A 15,541-nucleotide genomic window follows, 5' to 3' on the forward strand; every position below is an offset into this window, starting at 1 on the left:
GCTGCTTAGGCCAGCACCTCGTGGGCCTTTTGCAGGCACTCCACCAATGCGGCAAAACGGGTAGAGGTTGGTGGGGTATTTTCGGGGGTCATCTGCCGCACCGCGATCATGAAGTTGCCCGATTTTCCTTCACCAATAGTTAGTTCGGAGTCTGTAAAGCCCGCTGCGCGCAGCAGCTGCTCCAACTCATCACGAAGGGCCAGGTTGTTTTTCACCATCGACACCTGCGTCGCGGTGGCCTGGAAACGGATCTGGCTGACCAGGGTGCCTTCTTCACCACCCGGCAGGCTCACCTTAAACTTGGCCTCTGCCTGTCGGCCGATCGAGGTCGCTACCCGCTGTTCTCCTTCATTGACGGCCCCATAGAGCTGTTCAAACCAGTCGATTCTCTCAGACGAAATGGCGTGCTTGTCGCGCAAGACGCCGGCGACCGCATCCAGGCCATAGTTCCAGGTGACGTCGGGCTTGGAATGCGAGTTTCCAACCGCGGTGATTGCCGAGATGTGCATGCTGGCACGCAATTGTTCAAAAGCCGCCGCCTGGTTGGATTTTTCCCCTTCACCGGTGAAGATTTCGGCGAAATTTTGCAAAAACAGTTCAAATTGTTCGGCGTCCTCGCCCCGGATGCCCCATTCGGAAAGCTTGTCGAGATGTTTTTCGGAGTCGTCCTCGTCGAAGTTGATGTCGGCGTGGATGAAGCTGGCGAACTCTGGCGCATCCTGCGGGTCACCTAAGCTCATCAGGCGCCGGTTGAAGTGCTGATAGTAGCGGGGGTAGGCGCTTTGCATGCACAGGGCGGCCAGGAGACATTCTTTCCGCTGGGTTGTGGCCTGGTTGGTGTCTGTGTGCTGGTCATCGATGATGGTCAACAGGCCGAAGGTGTTAACCAGGCGCTTGAGGGAACGGGGGTTGTTGCCGATCGAATAGCGGATCGCGTCGATGAGGTGCGGGTCGATGTCTTGGCTGCTGTCGACCAGGATGCCTTCCAGCATCCCTTTGAGCAGGGAGCTGATTTCGTAGGCGTTGACCGGGACGTGGAAAGGCACCTGGATGATCTTGTCGAAAAATGCTTGCGCTTTGCGGTCGTCGAATTCGCTGCCGTATTTCGCTTTGACTCCCTGTTTGACGACTTCGAAATCGATGGCCAGCACGAAGACGCAATTTTCGACGTCGAGGAACAGTTTGAGTGCCTCCATCAGTTCCACCGCCCGGGCAGGCTCTAGGCGGTCGAGGTCGTCGATAAAGACCACTAATCGTTCGTAGCGGCCGGCCAGGCTGGTTGCGACGAGTTCTCGAAGTTCCTCGCGCAATTCGCTCAGAATCTTGGTGTTGCCTTGCAGTTCCGAGCGGGCCTGTTCGCTGAGTTCCTCGCTGCTCAAGGTGTTGGCGTAGGCGTCGATGCCGCCGTCTACGGCTTTGACCAGTAATGGGAGCAGCGGGATCACGGAGGCTGCTTCGGTGGCCACCCCAACGCCGAGGGTGCGCGCGATTTTCGCGAGGGTCTTTTTGAGTTTTTGCCCTTGCTGGGCACCCGGGGTTTCTGGGGAAATGTGGTCGATGAACTGTGAGATCAGCGCGAGGATGAGGTTGTCGCCCATGTCGAACTGGGAGTATTGCCAGGTGTTGAAGAACATGGTCTTCACCGCGGCTGGGGTTTCGGGCCGCTGGTTTGGTGGTTGTGTTTCGCCACTGTCGAGGAGTTCTCGCACCATGTTCATCAGGCTGGTCTTGCCGGATCCCCAGTCGCCTTGAATGGCCACGGTCATGGGCGTTTCGCAGCCGCGCATGAACGCCGCCAGGCCTGTCGCGTAGTTGCCGAGGTTGAGCAGGTCGTGGTTGTTGCCTTGGCCCACTGGATTGTCTGTGGCTGATAAGACGGCTGCGGCTTTGCGTCCGAACATGGTGGGTAGGCCCTTTCACGGTGTGGGGAGGTGTGTGTTCGAGCCTATCGGGGTTGCTGAAATCGGCTGTCGGGTTTTATGGGGTGCGTTGCTGGTGTGCGCTTGTTCCAGTTCACGGGGCCTGGCGCTTAAGAGCGGGCGACTCAGTTTGGGGGTAATACGGGAACGCCCCGACTTTCTGTGGGGAAAGTCGGGGCGTGCAGCAATGAGATTGCCGGGTGGCAGCTTGGTGCCGTTTAGGCGTGGGGGTGGGGGAAGGCTTCGGAGTGGTTGATGAGCATGTTGGCGACGCGCTCCATGTGGTCCCACACTGCTGCGCGGTGGGCATCATCAAGCTGATCAGCGGGGATCTCATCGAGGGAGGCCTTCATCATTTCCAGCCAGCGGTCTTTTTCTTTTTCCCCGATGACGAAGTGGTTGTGGCGCATCCGCAACCGGGGGTGTCCGCGGTTTTCGTTAAAGGTTTGGGGGCCTCCCCAGTATTGGGCGAGGAACCAGCGGAGGCGGTCTTCGGCACCCTCCCAGTCGTCGTGGGGGTACATCGGCCCAATCAGGTCATCTTCGCGGACGCGGGTGTAAAAACCGTGGACGAGTTGGCGGAAGGTTCCTTCCCCACCGACGCTGTCGTAGAAGCTTTGCATCTGTTGATCCATAGTCACGAGAGTAGACCTCAACAGAGGCTGACGGGGTCTGGGCGTGAGGTGCGGGACGCCATCGGAAAAAAGTGATGGGTTTCATAGAGTTTTTGTTTCGCCCGACTCATCCGATTTGAGGGTACCCCTGCCTATATGTACTGCCAGGCATCCCCCAGGCCCCTATCCAGCATTATTTGCTCATATATCGAAGTGATTGCCCACCTCGCCGCGATCGACCAGCTGAACCCAGGTCTCAATTGGGGTTGGTCACCCTACACTCACTACCCCCGGCAGGGGGAATGTTAAACCAAGGAAGTGTTTACTAACTCCCATCATTTAGATAGGGTTCACATCGTTGCGATACCGAATGCGTAACCCACGAACGACTTTTGGATCCATCAATCGATTGATGATGACCACGACCTAAGGAGCATTTCCTTGCGCCGTACCCGTATGCGCCTCCTGGCCACCGCCCTGACCGCCGCCCTCGCTTTGAGCGCCTGCAGCAGCAACGACGACTCCACCACCGCAGAGAGCACCGCCGCCGCAGCTAGCGCCGAGGGCACCGCCACTGAGGCCGCCGCCGACGAGAAGGGCACCCACACCGTCATCGATGCCGACGGCAACTCCGTGGAGGTTCCCAACAAGCCGCAGCGCGTGATTGCCACCGACAACACTGTCTTCCGCACCATCCACGACTGGGGTGTGAAGCTGGTGGCTGCACCGCAGGGCGTCATCGCCTCCACCAGCCCCTACAAGACTGATTCCTCCATCAACAACATCGGCAACCACCGTGAGCCGAACATGGAGGTCTTCGTTGCCGAGGATCCCGACCTCGTGCTCACCGGCTACCGCTTCGGCAAGTACCTGGATGAAATCAAGCAGCTGGTTCCGAACGCTGCGGTCGTGAACACCGACATCCGCAGCGGCTTCGGCGGCGACGATGTGCCTCTGGACGAGAAGCTGCGTAAGCAGACCGTCATGCTCGGCGAGGCCCTGGACAAGCAGAAGGAAGCCGACAAGCTGGTCAAGGACTTCAACGCCGCCATCGAGCGCGCCCAGAAGGCCTACAACAAGGACGAGACCGTCATGGGTCTGCTGACCTCCGGCGGCGACATCAACTACGCCGCACCCCACGTGGGTCGCTCCGTCGGCCCGGTCTTCGACATCGTCGGCCTAACCCCGGCTCTCGAGGTTGAAAACGCCTCCAAGGAGCACACCGGCGACGACATCTCCGTCGAGGCCATCGCCCAGGCTAACCCCGACTGGATCATCGTTCTCGACCGCGACGCTGCTGTGGCCGCCGACAAGCCGGAGTACAAGTCCGCCGCTGACCTGATTGCCAACTCTGAGGCACTGCAGTCCGTGCCCGCAGTCAAGAACGGCAACATCATCGTTCTGGAGCCGGACTTCTACCAGACCGAGGACATTCAGGCCTACACCAAGCTGCTCAACCAGATGGCTGAAGCCATGGAGAACGCCTCCAAGAACACTGGCGCCTAACTTATAGCCTGCGTTCTTTCGCTGTTTTTCTTCAGCGCACCGCCCGACGACGGCCGGCCACCGCTAGCGTGGCCGCCTCGCCGGGCTTTCGCATGACGCGTCTTTTATCAGTGCTCACATAACCTCTCACCCACCCCGCCCAGCGCACCCGCGCACACCCGCGTGTGGCGCGTTGTAGGCCCCAAGCCAACGCGAAAGACTCCCATGTTTCGACTCCGCTATATTGCGGCGTTTTTGTTAACAGTCGGCCTGATTGTGGCTTCGCTGTTTGTTGGTGTTTATGACATCACCGGCACTGACGATGGGTGGCGCATGTTTGCGATTACTCGCATTCCGCGCACCATTGCTCTTGTTCTTGCCGGGGCATCGATGGCGATGTCCGGTTTGGTGATGCAGTTGCTGACCCAGAACAAATTCGTCGAACCTTCCACCACCGGCACCACTGAGTGGGCGGGCTTGGGCCTGCTGCTGGTGATGATTTTCTACCCAAATGCCAGCTTGACCGAGAAAATGATCGGCGCGATTGTTGCGTCTTTTGTGGGCACGATGGTGTTTTTCATGTTTTTGCGCCGTATCACGCTCAAGTCGAGTCTGATTGTTCCGATTGTGGGCATCATGCTCGGCGCGGTGGTGTCGGCGATTTCGACCTATGTCGCGCTGAAGACCAACATGTTGCAAAACCTCGGCATTTGGTTTGCGGGTAACTTCACCTCGGTGGTGCGGGGTAATTACGAGCTGTTGTGGATCGTGGCCGTGATGAGTGTGTTGGTGTTTGTGGTGGCGGATCGTTTCACCGTGGCTGGTTTGGGCGAGGACATCGCCACCAATGTTGGTTTGAATTATCACCGCATCGTGCTCATTGGTGTCGCCATGATCAGTGTGGTCACGGGGGTGACCACGGTGGTGATTGGTTCGCTGCCTTTCTTGGGGCTGATTGTGCCGAATATTGTGTCGCTGTTTCGGGGCGATAATTTGCGCAGTAATCTGCCGTGGGTGTTCTTGTTGGGTATTTGGGTGTTGATGGTGTGTGATTTGATTTCTCGCACGATCATTGCCCCGTTTGAGGTGCCAGTGTCGCTGATTTTGGGCGTGCTGGGTGCCGCGGTGTTCATTTTCCTGATTTTGAAGGGACGAAAGAATGCTGCCTAAACGTTCCTCGGGTTCTTCGACGACGACTTTTGCTTCTCCCCGGGCGCGCCGCTTGTGGTGGTTGACGTTTGCCGGGTTGCTGATTGCCGCGGTGGGCTTCACTTTTGGTTTACTCAGCTGGAATAACCCTTTGCCTTTTGGCAGTGATGGGTATTGGCGCATCGCGAAGATGCGGTCGACGGCAATTGTGGTGATGCTGCTGGTTGCTATCTGTCAGGGTTATGCGACTGTGGCGTTTCAGACGGTGACGAACAATCGCATCATTACTCCATCAATCATGGGTTTTGAGGCGTTGTATGTGGCGTTGCATACGGCGAGTGTCTTTTTCTTGGGTGCTGCCGGTGTGACCGCTTTGCAGGGCGACGGGGCGTTTTTGTTGCAGGTTGTGTTGATGGTTGGTTTTTCTGGCCTTCTGTATGCCTGGTTGCTGTCCGGCAAGTTGGGCAATCTGCATGTGATGCTGTTGGTGGGCATCGTGTTGGGTGGCGGCTTGCGATCACTGGCAAGTTTCATGCAGCGGCTGTTGACGCCGAGTGAGTTCGATATTTTGACGGCGAAGCTGTTTGGAAATATTTCCAATGCGGAGACCAGCTATCTGAAATATGTCATTCCGGTGACGCTTGTGACGGCTGTGGTGTTGCAGTTGCGGGGTCGCACGTTGAATGTGTTGGCTTTGGGCCGGGATACTGCGAACAACTTGGGTGTGCGTCATCGTCGGGAGACGATTGTGACGCTGTTTTTGGTGTCGTTGGCGATGGCGATGACGACGTCGCTGGTGGGGCCGATGACGTTTTTGGGGTTTTTGATGGCGACGTTGGCGTATCAGCTGTGCGATACCTATGACCATCGCTTCTTGCTGCCGATGTCGGTGCTGATTGGCTATGTCATTTTGGTGGGGTCGTATTTCCTCATGCGCAATGTTTTTTATGCGGAGGGCGCCGTCACGATCATCATCGAGCTCATCGGTGGTACCACCTTCCTTATTTTTATTATGCGAAAGGGACGCTTGTGATTCGTTTGAACAACGTCGTAAAGAAGTACTCCGAGGACACGGCGATTGGTCCGATTACGTTGGATATTCCACGCGGTGGGATTACTGCTTTGGTGGGCCCCAATGGTGCGGGTAAGTCGACGGTGTTGACGATGATGGGTCGGCTGCTGACCCCGGATGAGGGCACGATCACTGTTGGTGGTTTGGATGTGGCTTCTACGCCGAGTGGGCAGTTGGCAAAGACGGTGTCGATTTTGCGGCAGGAAAATCATTTTGTGACGCGGTTGACGGTGCGCCAGCTGGTCGGTTTTGGCCGTTTTCCGTATACGCAGGGCCGGTTGACGGTGGCTGATGAGAAATACATTGACGATGCCATCGAGTTTTTGGGACTCGGTGAGCTGCAGCATCGTTTTTTGGATCAGTTGTCTGGTGGCCAGCGGCAGCGGGCGTATGTGGCGATGGTGTTGGCTCAGGATACGGACTACATCTTGTTGGATGAGCCGTTGAATAACTTGGATATGCAGCATTCGGTGCAGATGATGCGGCAGTTGCGGCGGGCGGCGGATGAGTTGGGTACCACGGTGGTGATTGTGGTGCACGATATTAATTTCGCATCTCACTATGCTGACCATATTTGTTGCATGAATAAGGGTCAGGTGACGGAGTTTGGTACCCCGGCTGAGATCATGAATGTTGAGACGTTGACGCGGGTGTTTCATACCCCGGTGCGGGTGCATGAGACGCAGGAGGGTTTGTTGGCCTCGTATTTCTAGGCCCCGTTTGATGCGAACTGCCCCGCAACCATAGGTTGCGGGGCGGTGGTGTGTGGTGGTTAGTTTTGGGGATGGGGGATGCCGACGCCGTGGGGGTAGGCGGTGGCGACTTGGGCGTCTTTGAGTGCGGGGATGATGCGGGCGAGCATTTCGCGTTTCATTTTCCACTGTTGGCCGGGGTGGGTGGGGACGTGTACCCGGATGACCATGTGGTCGGTTTCGACTTGGGTGACCCCGTCGACGACTGGTTCGCCGGCGACGAGGTGTTTAAGTTCCTCGTCGTTGGCGGCAAGGGTGGCGGCGTGCCCGATGGCGGCGAGGGCGTCTTCGACGGTGTTGGACAGGCCCACAGGCACGTCGACGCGGGCGTTGACGATTTCTTGGGTGGCGTTGCCGACCTCTGTTACTTGGCCGTTGCGGATGTACCAGCGGGTGCCGTCGATGTCGCGGATGGTGGTCAGGCGCAGGGTGACGGCTTCCACTTCGCCGGTGACATCACCAATGGTGACGGTGTCACCGACGCCGTATTGGTCTTCGATGAGCATGAAAATACCGGTGAGGAAGTCTTTGACGAGGGATTGTGCGCCGAATCCGAGGGCGACGCCGGCAACCCCGGCGGAGGCAATCAGTGGGGCGACGTTAATGCCGACGGTGGACAGGATGGTCATACCCGCCCAGGTCCACACCACAATGGCAACGGCGGATTTTCCGACACCGGAGAGGGTTTGTAGGCGGGCTTTTTGGCGGGTGCCGTCACCGCGGGCTGCACGCCGGCACAGGGTGGCCACTATCTGTCTGAAGACGATGTGCCCGATGAGGGCAAGCAGCAGGATGATGGCGATTTTGAGGGGTTTGTCAGCAAGGTGTTCAACGGTGAGTAGTTTCACGACCGCCAAGGCTAGTGGAGTTTGGCGCCAAACTTAAAAAGGGTGCCGAAAAGGGGCGCGTGCCGGTCGTTTTCAGCCTGCGCGGTGGGTTTTGTGGTGGGGTGGGGTCGCCAGGGCGCCCCGCGATTGCCCCCATCCCACCCCACCTTCCTCGTGAAGCAGACCACAAAAGCCACATAACCGGGCACCCTGCGCCGAAAAACACGGGGGCAAAAACGGGGGTAAGCGGGGCGGGAGCAATTCCTGAAAAGAAATCCTCTCGGGATACCCTAAGCGCCATGAACGCTGTACTTATAGCTGTGCTGGTGATGCTGATCCTGTCAGTGTCCCGCATCCACGTCGTCCTCGCACTGTTCATCGGTGCCCTCGTTGGCGGCATGCTTGGCGGACTCGGACTGGACGGCACCCTGGTGGCCTTCCAGGACGGTTTGTCAGGCGGCGCCAAAATTGCCTTCTCCTATGCGCTGCTTGGTGCCTTCGCCATGGCAGTTGCCGGGTCGGGTCTTCCACAATTGCTAGCTAACTGGCTGATTGGCCGGATCGGGGTTGAAAGCGATAGCGCTAAAAAGACCACCGAGACGGCGGTGAAGTTCACCATCATTGGTGGTTTGCTCGCCATGGCAATCATGAGCCAGAACGTCATCCCGGTTCACATTGCTTTCATTCCGCTGATCGTGCCGCCGCTGCTGGTGGTCATGAATAAGTTGCAGCTCGACCGTCGCCTGGTGACCTGTGTAATCACCTTCGGTCTGGTCACCACTTACATGTTCGTCCCGATCGGTTTCGGTTCGATCTATCTCAATGAGATTTTGCTCGGCAACATCGAAAGCGCCGGCCTGAACGTTGATGGCATTAGTGTGATGCACGCGATGGGCATTCCCGCCCTGGGCATGTTTGCCGGTTTGCTGATCGCGGTGTTTATTTCCTACCGCAAGCCGCGTGTGTACGCCGATCTTCCGATCGAGGGCAGCCAAACCCCGAAGGGTGCTGCCGGTGCGCTGAGCGAACTCGACCCCCAGGATGAGCCGGTCAGCCGCTACCGCGTCATCGTCGCGCTGGTCGCCATCGTGTTGACCTTCGCGGTGCAGTTGTGGATGCAGTCCACCGGATTTGAAGCCGACTCCTTGATGGTCGGCGCGCTGGTTGGTTTGGCCACCTTCCTGGTCACCGGTGCAGTGAAATGGGGCGAAGCCGACAACGTGTTTACCGCCGGCATGAAGATGATGGCCTTGATTGGTTTCATCATGATTTCCGCCCAGGGTTTCGCGGCCGTGATGAGCGCTACTGGCGCCATCGACCCGCTGGTGACCTCCACTGCGGAATTGTTCAACGGCAACAAGGCCGCCGCCGCGTTCGCGATGCTGCTGGTCGGCCTCATCGTCACCATGGGTATCGGTTCCTCGTTCTCAACCCTGCCGATCATCGCCGCGATCTATGTGCCGCTGTGTGTCTCCCTTGGGTTTAGCCCCATCGCAACCGTCGCCATCATCGGCACTGCGGGCGCTTTGGGTGACGCCGGTTCCCCGGCCTCCGACTCCACGCTGGGCCCGACCTCTGGTCTTAACGCCGATGGCCAGCACGACCACATTCGCGACTCGGTGATTCCGACCTTCCTACACTTCAACATCCCGCTGCTGATCGCGGGCTGGGCCGCAGCGATGGTGCTGTAAATTCACCTATCTTTCCATTCCCCGTGCCCCGGGCTACCACCCGGCGGGCACGGGTTTTTTCTGCCCACCCCCAGTATCGCGGCCCCTATCCGAGCGGGGTGAGCGACAGCGGGCCACCGCTGCGTTGGTACACGCTGCCCAGCCAGGTATCGACCCGCACCCAACTGCCCGCAGCACTAACCCGTGCAGTGGTGGCGGCCGCCGGAAGCTGCGCGCCTTCCAGCGGCAAGAACCCCAGCTGGCGGGCTGCCCACACCAGGCGCATCCCGATCTCAACGCCGTCCACCGTGAGCACCGTCTGGTTCAACAGGCTGGTGGGAACCCCCACGGACTTAACCTCCTGGGCGGCCGCCGCCCCCTGGTTGGCGAGCTCACGCAATACGCTGACCGGCACATCATCAACCCAGCTAAAGCCCTCCACTGGGGGCAATGCGCCCGGCCACAGTGCCGCACCACCCGCTGCCAGCATGGTCGGTGCCGCCTCCTCGACCGTGCTCGCTAGCTTCTCCGCCAAGGCACGCGCCGCCACCACCACCTGATCCGGCTGGGCCGAACCCTGGCACCGGCGCGCCGCAAACACCTCAAAAGGTGTGGTCACAAAGACCTCCACCGTGGGGGTGGGGGCCGGAAAATTCCGGGCCCGCACCGCGCACTGCTCATCCAGCTTCACAGCGCGCTGCAGCATCGCCAACAGGGACTGCTTGGAATCGATCACAGTAATCACGAAAATCCGCCTTTTTGTCTGCCCCACGGGCGACAGCGTCGGGTACTAATCAAATGAAAAAAGACCTCGCCAAGTGCAAGGCCAACCCTTGTCTAAGGGCCTGGCCTTGCACTCGATAAGGTCCATGGAAAAAGTGCTAGCTCCTGGGCCTGGCGAAACTTCGGCCAGCTAGTCCGCGTTGTCGCTAGTCTCATCGTTAGCCGGGGCACCCAGCTGCAACACCTTGACCTCGCTGGCGGTAATCGGACGCGGGGTGGAGGTAGCCACATCGACCGCCACCTGCACACACGTCACCACGGCGCACTCATTGCCATTGCGATCGAACACGGACTGGCGGGTGGTAAAGCTGGTGGTGCCGATACGCACAACACTCGTGGTGACCAGCACCTGGGTGGTATCCGGCAGGATCGGGCGGAGGTAATCGACCTCCATGTGCTTGACGAACACTGCAGGAACCGGCAGCCCCCGGCCGACAAACTCCTCCACGGCGAAGATGTTGCGGGCTTCCTGGGCTAGCTCGATGTAGGCCACATTGTTGATGTGACCGAAACGGTCAAAGTCAGACCATCGGACATCGACGTGAGTGGAATGTGCGCTCTCATTCATGGTTCACCAGTATAGGACCCGGCTGCCAAACCTTCCATCGCTGCAGGATAAGGCAAGAAAAAACACGTTTTTTAACACAAAATATTCTGCGTCACACACCACACCTCTCCTCCCCTACGTGGATCTGCACCAAGATCCCCGAATGATCCGACACCGCACAGGATGAATCATCCGCAAACACCACCTCATGACTGTGCACCCCCAACCCAGCGGAGACAAAGACATAATCAATCCGCAAGGCCTCCACATTGTCCTGCCACCCCGCAATCCGCTTATGCACGGTCGCCTCACCTAAAGTCTCATCGGCAATCAGGAAGGAATCCCGCCACATCCCACCGGCGGTGACCAGGTCATAGCCCTCCCCGCGAACACTGGCGGCATTGTTGAAATCGCCGGCGAGCACCACCGGCGCCTGCGCCCGCAACCGCTCCAACTGGGGCAACAAATGATTCCACTCCGCCCGAAAAATAAACTCATCGGCGTCCTGGTGCGGCTGGCCTAAGGGAAAACCCTGCTCGGTGGCAGGACCAAAGGCCGGATCCCGCCACCAGGAAAAGTGCCCCGAGACCACCCACACCTCCCGGCCAGCCACACCAGCATCCACCCTGGCTGCCACGCTCATCCGGCGGCGCACATTGTCGTAGTCGTAAACAGTGGAATGCGGCAGCGCAACCACCTCAGCAATCGGCCGCCGCGACAACACCGCCACCCCCTCGTCGTACTTGTCGAAACCGATATGGGCGTCCACCCACGCCCACTGCCAACAGGACTGCGAAAGCTCTTTGAGAAAACGTCGCAACACCAGGGCGTAGTTATCGGCCCGCACCTCCCGGCGCGTCCCCCCAACAAACCCCTCGGCGGCAGTGGTTTTCGGGGCGCGGCGCAGCTGGTTGACCTCCTGCAGGGCCACCACGTCAACGTCCCGGTCGACAATGAACTCGGCCAGCCGGGCAATCTTGTCTACTTGCTCGGATTCCAGCCAGGCGTGGGCGTTGAGGGTGAGAAGTTTCATGGGTTCCATCCTAGGAAAATCCCACCCTCACCTACCGCACCGCCCACAGGGCTGCGTGGGGGTTAGTTCCAGATGTCGGAGTCGATCTGGGAGTCGCGGCGCCCCCACGCCTGGAGGGCGTCCACATAATGTTTTTGGCGGGTGGTGAGTTCTTTCACCGCCTGTTTGCCGTGGGTGCTTTTGATCTTTTTGCGGACTTTGACCCGCTGTTTGCGGGTTCCGATGGCTGCGCGGATGTCGCTTAAGTCAAAGTCGAGCCCGGCGGAGTTTTCCTTCTCACGGCCAGGTCCTGCGAAGTAGTCGGCGCTGACTTTTTGGTCGACCTCTGTCAGCCAGTTGCGTTCCTGTTTCCACACCCACCGCAATACGATCACGAACACCATGATGATCAGCGGGACTTTAGCCACGAGGACGACCACGCCCATGTCTCCCTCAGGTACTGGGGAGTTCCACAAGAAGTGGAGGCTGTAGCCGCACAGGAACAGCCCGAGGAAGCGAATGATGCGTTGGGGGAGCGAGAACTGGCGAACGGAGCGTCCCACCAGGATCGCCACCCCTGTGCCCACGATCGCAGAGAACAACCAGTGGGAGGATACTCCCACCAGGCTTCGCATCACGGTCACGCTCAACGCGCCGCTGAGGTCACTGTTGGCGTTGCTCAGCGCGCTGTTGCTGGCGTAGATGATGTTTTCGAAGAGCTGGAAGCCCAATCCGACGAACCCGCCCAACAGCAATCCGTGCATGATGCGGGTGCAGGTGTGGTTGGCGATGAGCATCACCAGCATGATGACCAGCATTTTCGACCATTCTTCGGTGGTGGGTCCGGCGATAGCTGCTGACCATTTCTCCCCCACCGCATCTGGCATCAGTGCGGTAACCACGTTTGTGATCGCCTGGTTTCCGTGCAGTGACAGCCAGGTTGCCACGGTGCCGCCGGCGAGGCTTCCCAGTGCGAATACCCAGGGACGGCGGGCCCGATAGGGATCGCAGGCCAGCACCATCATCACGAACAGCACCAGGGTGATGGCAAATAGTGGGGTGGTCAGCCAGAGCGCATCTTTGGCGGCGAGAAAACCGCGGGAGACCGCGATCAAAATGCCGGAGGTGCCCACCGCTACCAGGCCGCAATAGGCCCACCATAGGGCGGATTGGGGGCGGAAAAACTCGTGTGCTCCCGCGGTGGCGTTGTGGGTGGTGTGGGGCTGTGGCTGCGTGGTTGCGGTCATGAGCGTTCACCTGCGGCTGCGTGGTCGGTGATGGTCATGGAGTCGACGAGTTGGTCGATGGGCAGTTCGGCATCCAGGTCGCTGGATAGTGCGCTGACATTGACCAGGGTGGTGTCTTTGAAGGCCATGACGCAGGGGCCAGCTTTGCCGTCGTTGGCGTCCACGATGGCGCAGTCGATGATTTCTACCCCGTTGGGCGTGGTGCGGGTGCCCTCCCCCAGCACGATGGCTTGTCCCTCGTCGGACAGGATTTTCGCGGTGCGTTTCGCGGCGGTTGCAAAATCGGTGGCATCGCCGATCGCCATGACTGACATGAGGTTGTCCCCGTCGGTGTACCTGGTGGTGCTCAGTTCGCCGGTGCGGTGTTCCACCCACCCGACCGGCGCGGTGTAGGACACCAGTTTGCCGTACACCTCGACGCTGTCCGCGCCATCGCCCGCGACGAGTTCGGTTGGGGCGTGCACCACCGCGGCCAGGGCTGCGGGGACTACCCAGGTGCAGCCTAGGAGGGCAACGATCATTAGCGCGGGTTTTATGTCGCGAATGGGGACTTTTTTCACGGCGGGGATGCTCCTTTGCTTCATTGCTTCATTGCGTCGTGGCCGTTTCACACAAACACCAAAACATTACGTCTTGGCCATTGGTGCTGGCTATCGGGGGTTGCCCTGATTTTTTGGGCACGAAAAACCCGGCCACCCCGACGGTGACGTCAGGGGGCCGGGTTTTGGCCGCTTTTTGTTAGCGGGTCAGCTTACGGTGAGTGACGCGGGAGGGGCGGGCGGCCTCCGGGCCGAGGCGCTCCACCTTGTTCTTTTCGTACTCTTCGAAGTTGCCTTCGAACCAGAACCACTTGCCTTCTTCCACGTTGCCTTCCCAGGCGAGGATGTGGGTACAGGTGCGGTCGAGGAACCAGCGGTCGTGGGAGATGACCACGGCACAGCCCGGGAACTGCTGGAGGGCGTTTTCCAGGGAGGACAGGGTTTCGACGTCCAGGTCGTTGGTCGGCTCGTCGAGGAGGATCAGGTTGCCGCCCTGCTTCAGGGTCAGTGCGAGGTTGAGGCGGTTGCGCTCACCACCGGAGAGAACCTTGGAGGGCTTTTGCTGATCGGGGCCTTTGAAACCGAAGGCGGACAGGTAGGCGCGGGACGGCATTTCGTTTTGGCCGACGTGGATGTAGTCCAGGCCGTCGGAGACGACTTCCCACACGGTCTTTTCCGGGTCGATGTTTTCGCGGCCCTGGTCAACGTAGGACAGCTGTACGGTCTGGCCGACCTTGACTTCGCCGGAGTCCGGCTGCTCGAGTCCGACGATGGTCTTGAACAGGGTGGACTTGCCGACACCGTTGGGGCCGATGACGCCGACGATGCCGTTGCGCGGCAGGGTGAACGACAGGTCCTTGATGAGGGTGCGGCCGTCGAAGCCCTTGGTGAGGTTGTTGACCTCGACGACCTGGTTGCCCAGGCGCGGCGGGGTGGGGATTTGGATTTCTTCGAAGTCGAGCTTCTTGTACTTCTCGGCTTCGGCGACCATTTCCTCGTAGCGCTGCAGACGGGCCTTGTTCTTGGCCTGGCGTGCCTTAGCGCCGGAACGAACCCAGGCGAGTTCTTCCTTCAGGCGCTTTTGCAGCTTCTGGTCCTTCTTACCTGCGACCTCGAGGCGTTCTGCCTTGGTTTCCAGGTAGGTGGAGTAGTTGCCTTCGTAGGGGTAGAGCTTGCCGCGGTCGACCTCACAGATCCACTGGGCTACGTGATCGAGGAAGTAGCGGTCGTGGGTGACGGCGAGGACGGCGCCGGGGTATTTCGCGAGGTGCTGCTCCAGCCAGAGCACGCTTTCTGCGTCGAGGTGGTTGGTGGGCTCGTCGAGCAGCAGCAGGTCGGGCTCGGACAGCAGCAGTTTGGCTAGTGCGACGCGGCGGCGCTCACCACCGGACAGGTGGGTGACGGGGGCGTCGCCGGGCGGGCAGCGCAGGGCGTCGAGGGCCTGCTCGATTTTGGAGTCGATCTCCCACGCGTCGGCGGCGTCGAGCTGCTCTTGGAGCTTGCCCATTTCTTCCATGAGCTCGTCGGTGTAATTGGTGGCCATCTCTTCGGCGATGGCTTCGAAGCGCTGCTTCTTTTCGAAGATTTCGCCGAGGCCTTCTTCGACGTTTTCGCGCACGGTTTTTTCTTCGTTCAGCGGCGGTTCCTGCAGCAGGATGCCGACGGTGGCGCCCGGCTCGAGGTAGGCCTCACCGTTGCTGGGCTGGTCGATGCCAGCCATGATTTTCAGGATGGAGGACTTACCGGCACCGTTGGGGCCGACAACACCAATTTTGGCGCCCGGGTAGAAGGCCATGGTGACGTTGTCGAGGATGACTTTGTCGCCGTGTGCCTTGCGGACACTTTTCATCGTGTAGATGAATTCGCCCATAAGTGGTTTAACTCCCAAATAAGTAATCGTGTGCGCGCTGTGTGGTGCGCGCGGG

General features: G+C 59.4%; 13 protein-coding genes and 2 pseudogenes. 6 read left to right on the top strand and 9 right to left on the bottom strand.

Annotation, left to right across the window (positions count from 1 at the left end; translation table 11 throughout):
• Nucleotides 1–5: 5 nt before the first annotated feature.
• Both CAQU_RS09290 and CAQU_RS09295 read right to left on the bottom strand, forming a co-directional pair.
• Nucleotides 6–1,901, bottom strand: coding sequence for a KAP family P-loop NTPase fold protein (locus CAQU_RS09290; protein ID WP_075727152.1), 1,896 nt, complete (start codon nt 1,899–1,901; stop codon nt 6–8).
• Between the two features lie 236 nt (nt 1,902–2,137).
• Entirely contained in the window at nt 2,138–2,554 is a 417-nt protein-coding gene (locus CAQU_RS09295) for a globin (RefSeq protein WP_084562988.1), read from the bottom strand.
• Between the two features lie 420 nt (nt 2,555–2,974).
• Between CAQU_RS09295 and CAQU_RS09300 the strand changes: the two genes are divergently transcribed.
• The 4 genes from CAQU_RS09300 (at nt 2,975) to CAQU_RS09315 (ending at nt 6,952) form a co-directional block, all read left to right on the top strand.
• Entirely contained in the window at nt 2,975–4,039 is a 1,065-nt protein-coding gene (locus CAQU_RS09300; protein ID WP_075727156.1) for a siderophore ABC transporter substrate-binding protein, read from the top strand.
• Nucleotides 4,040–4,243: 204 nt separating this feature from the next.
• Nucleotides 4,244–5,188, top strand: a complete 945-nt coding sequence (locus CAQU_RS09305; protein WP_075727158.1) for an ABC transporter permease — start codon at nt 4,244–4,246, stop codon at nt 5,186–5,188.
• Nucleotides 5,178–6,200 (top strand): iron chelate uptake ABC transporter family permease subunit, encoded by a 1,023-nt coding sequence (locus CAQU_RS09310; protein ID WP_075727160.1) that lies wholly within the window; start codon nt 5,178–5,180, stop codon nt 6,198–6,200. The genes CAQU_RS09305 and CAQU_RS09310 overlap by 11 nt, the downstream gene beginning before the upstream one ends.
• Nucleotides 6,197–6,952, top strand: coding sequence for an iron ABC transporter ATP-binding protein (locus CAQU_RS09315; protein ID WP_075727162.1), 756 nt, complete (start codon nt 6,197–6,199; stop codon nt 6,950–6,952). Before CAQU_RS09310 ends, CAQU_RS09315 begins: the two co-directional genes overlap by 4 nt.
• A 59-nt stretch (nt 6,953–7,011) precedes the next feature.
• Here CAQU_RS09315 and CAQU_RS09320 read toward each other — a convergent pair whose 3' ends face one another.
• Nucleotides 7,012–7,839, bottom strand: a complete 828-nt coding sequence (locus CAQU_RS09320; protein ID WP_157108972.1) for a mechanosensitive ion channel family protein — start codon at nt 7,837–7,839, stop codon at nt 7,012–7,014.
• 308 nt (nt 7,840–8,147) lie between these two features.
• Between CAQU_RS09320 and CAQU_RS13280 the strand changes: the two are divergent.
• Nucleotides 8,148–8,318, top strand: a pseudogene (locus tag CAQU_RS13280) (transporter permease); the annotation flags it as partial.
• A 126-nt stretch (nt 8,319–8,444) separates the two neighbouring features.
• A pseudogene (locus CAQU_RS09325) lies at nt 8,445–9,509 on the top strand (Na+/H+ antiporter family protein); the annotation flags it as partial.
• Nucleotides 9,510–9,594: 85 nt separating this feature from the next.
• Here CAQU_RS09325 and CAQU_RS09330 read toward each other — a convergent pair.
• From CAQU_RS09330 to ettA, 6 genes are all read right to left on the bottom strand, one after another.
• Nucleotides 9,595–10,233 carry a DUF8185 domain-containing protein gene (locus CAQU_RS09330; protein WP_084562992.1) on the bottom strand — a complete coding sequence of 213 codons (639 nt, stop codon included), beginning with the start codon at nt 10,231–10,233 and terminating at the stop codon, nt 9,595–9,597.
• A 168-nt stretch (nt 10,234–10,401) separates the two neighbouring features.
• Nucleotides 10,402–10,839, bottom strand: coding sequence for an acyl-CoA thioesterase (locus tag CAQU_RS09335; RefSeq protein WP_075727168.1), 438 nt, complete (start codon nt 10,837–10,839; stop codon nt 10,402–10,404).
• A gap of 91 nt (nt 10,840–10,930) precedes the next feature.
• Complete coding sequence (locus tag CAQU_RS09340) at nt 10,931–11,851, bottom strand: endonuclease/exonuclease/phosphatase family protein (RefSeq protein ID WP_075727170.1); 921 nt, start codon at nt 11,849–11,851, stop codon at nt 10,931–10,933.
• Nucleotides 11,852–11,913: 62 nt separating this feature from the next.
• Nucleotides 11,914–13,077: a PrsW family intramembrane metalloprotease gene (locus tag CAQU_RS09345; protein WP_075727172.1), complete on the bottom strand. Its 1,164-nt coding sequence runs from the start codon at nt 13,075–13,077 to the stop codon at nt 11,914–11,916.
• Nucleotides 13,074–13,637: a hypothetical protein gene (locus tag CAQU_RS09350; RefSeq protein WP_075727174.1), complete on the bottom strand. Its 564-nt coding sequence runs from the start codon at nt 13,635–13,637 to the stop codon at nt 13,074–13,076. Before CAQU_RS09350 ends, CAQU_RS09345 begins: the two co-directional genes overlap by 4 nt.
• A 178-nt stretch (nt 13,638–13,815) precedes the next feature.
• Nucleotides 13,816–15,486: an energy-dependent translational throttle protein EttA gene (gene ettA / locus CAQU_RS09355; protein ID WP_075727176.1), complete on the bottom strand. Its 1,671-nt coding sequence runs from the start codon at nt 15,484–15,486 to the stop codon at nt 13,816–13,818.
• Nucleotides 15,487–15,541: the final 55 nt, after the last annotated feature.

Origin of the sequence: Corynebacterium aquilae DSM 44791 (assembly GCF_001941445.1) — a bacterium.
GTDB lineage: Bacteria > Actinomycetota > Actinomycetes > Mycobacteriales > Mycobacteriaceae > Corynebacterium > Corynebacterium aquilae.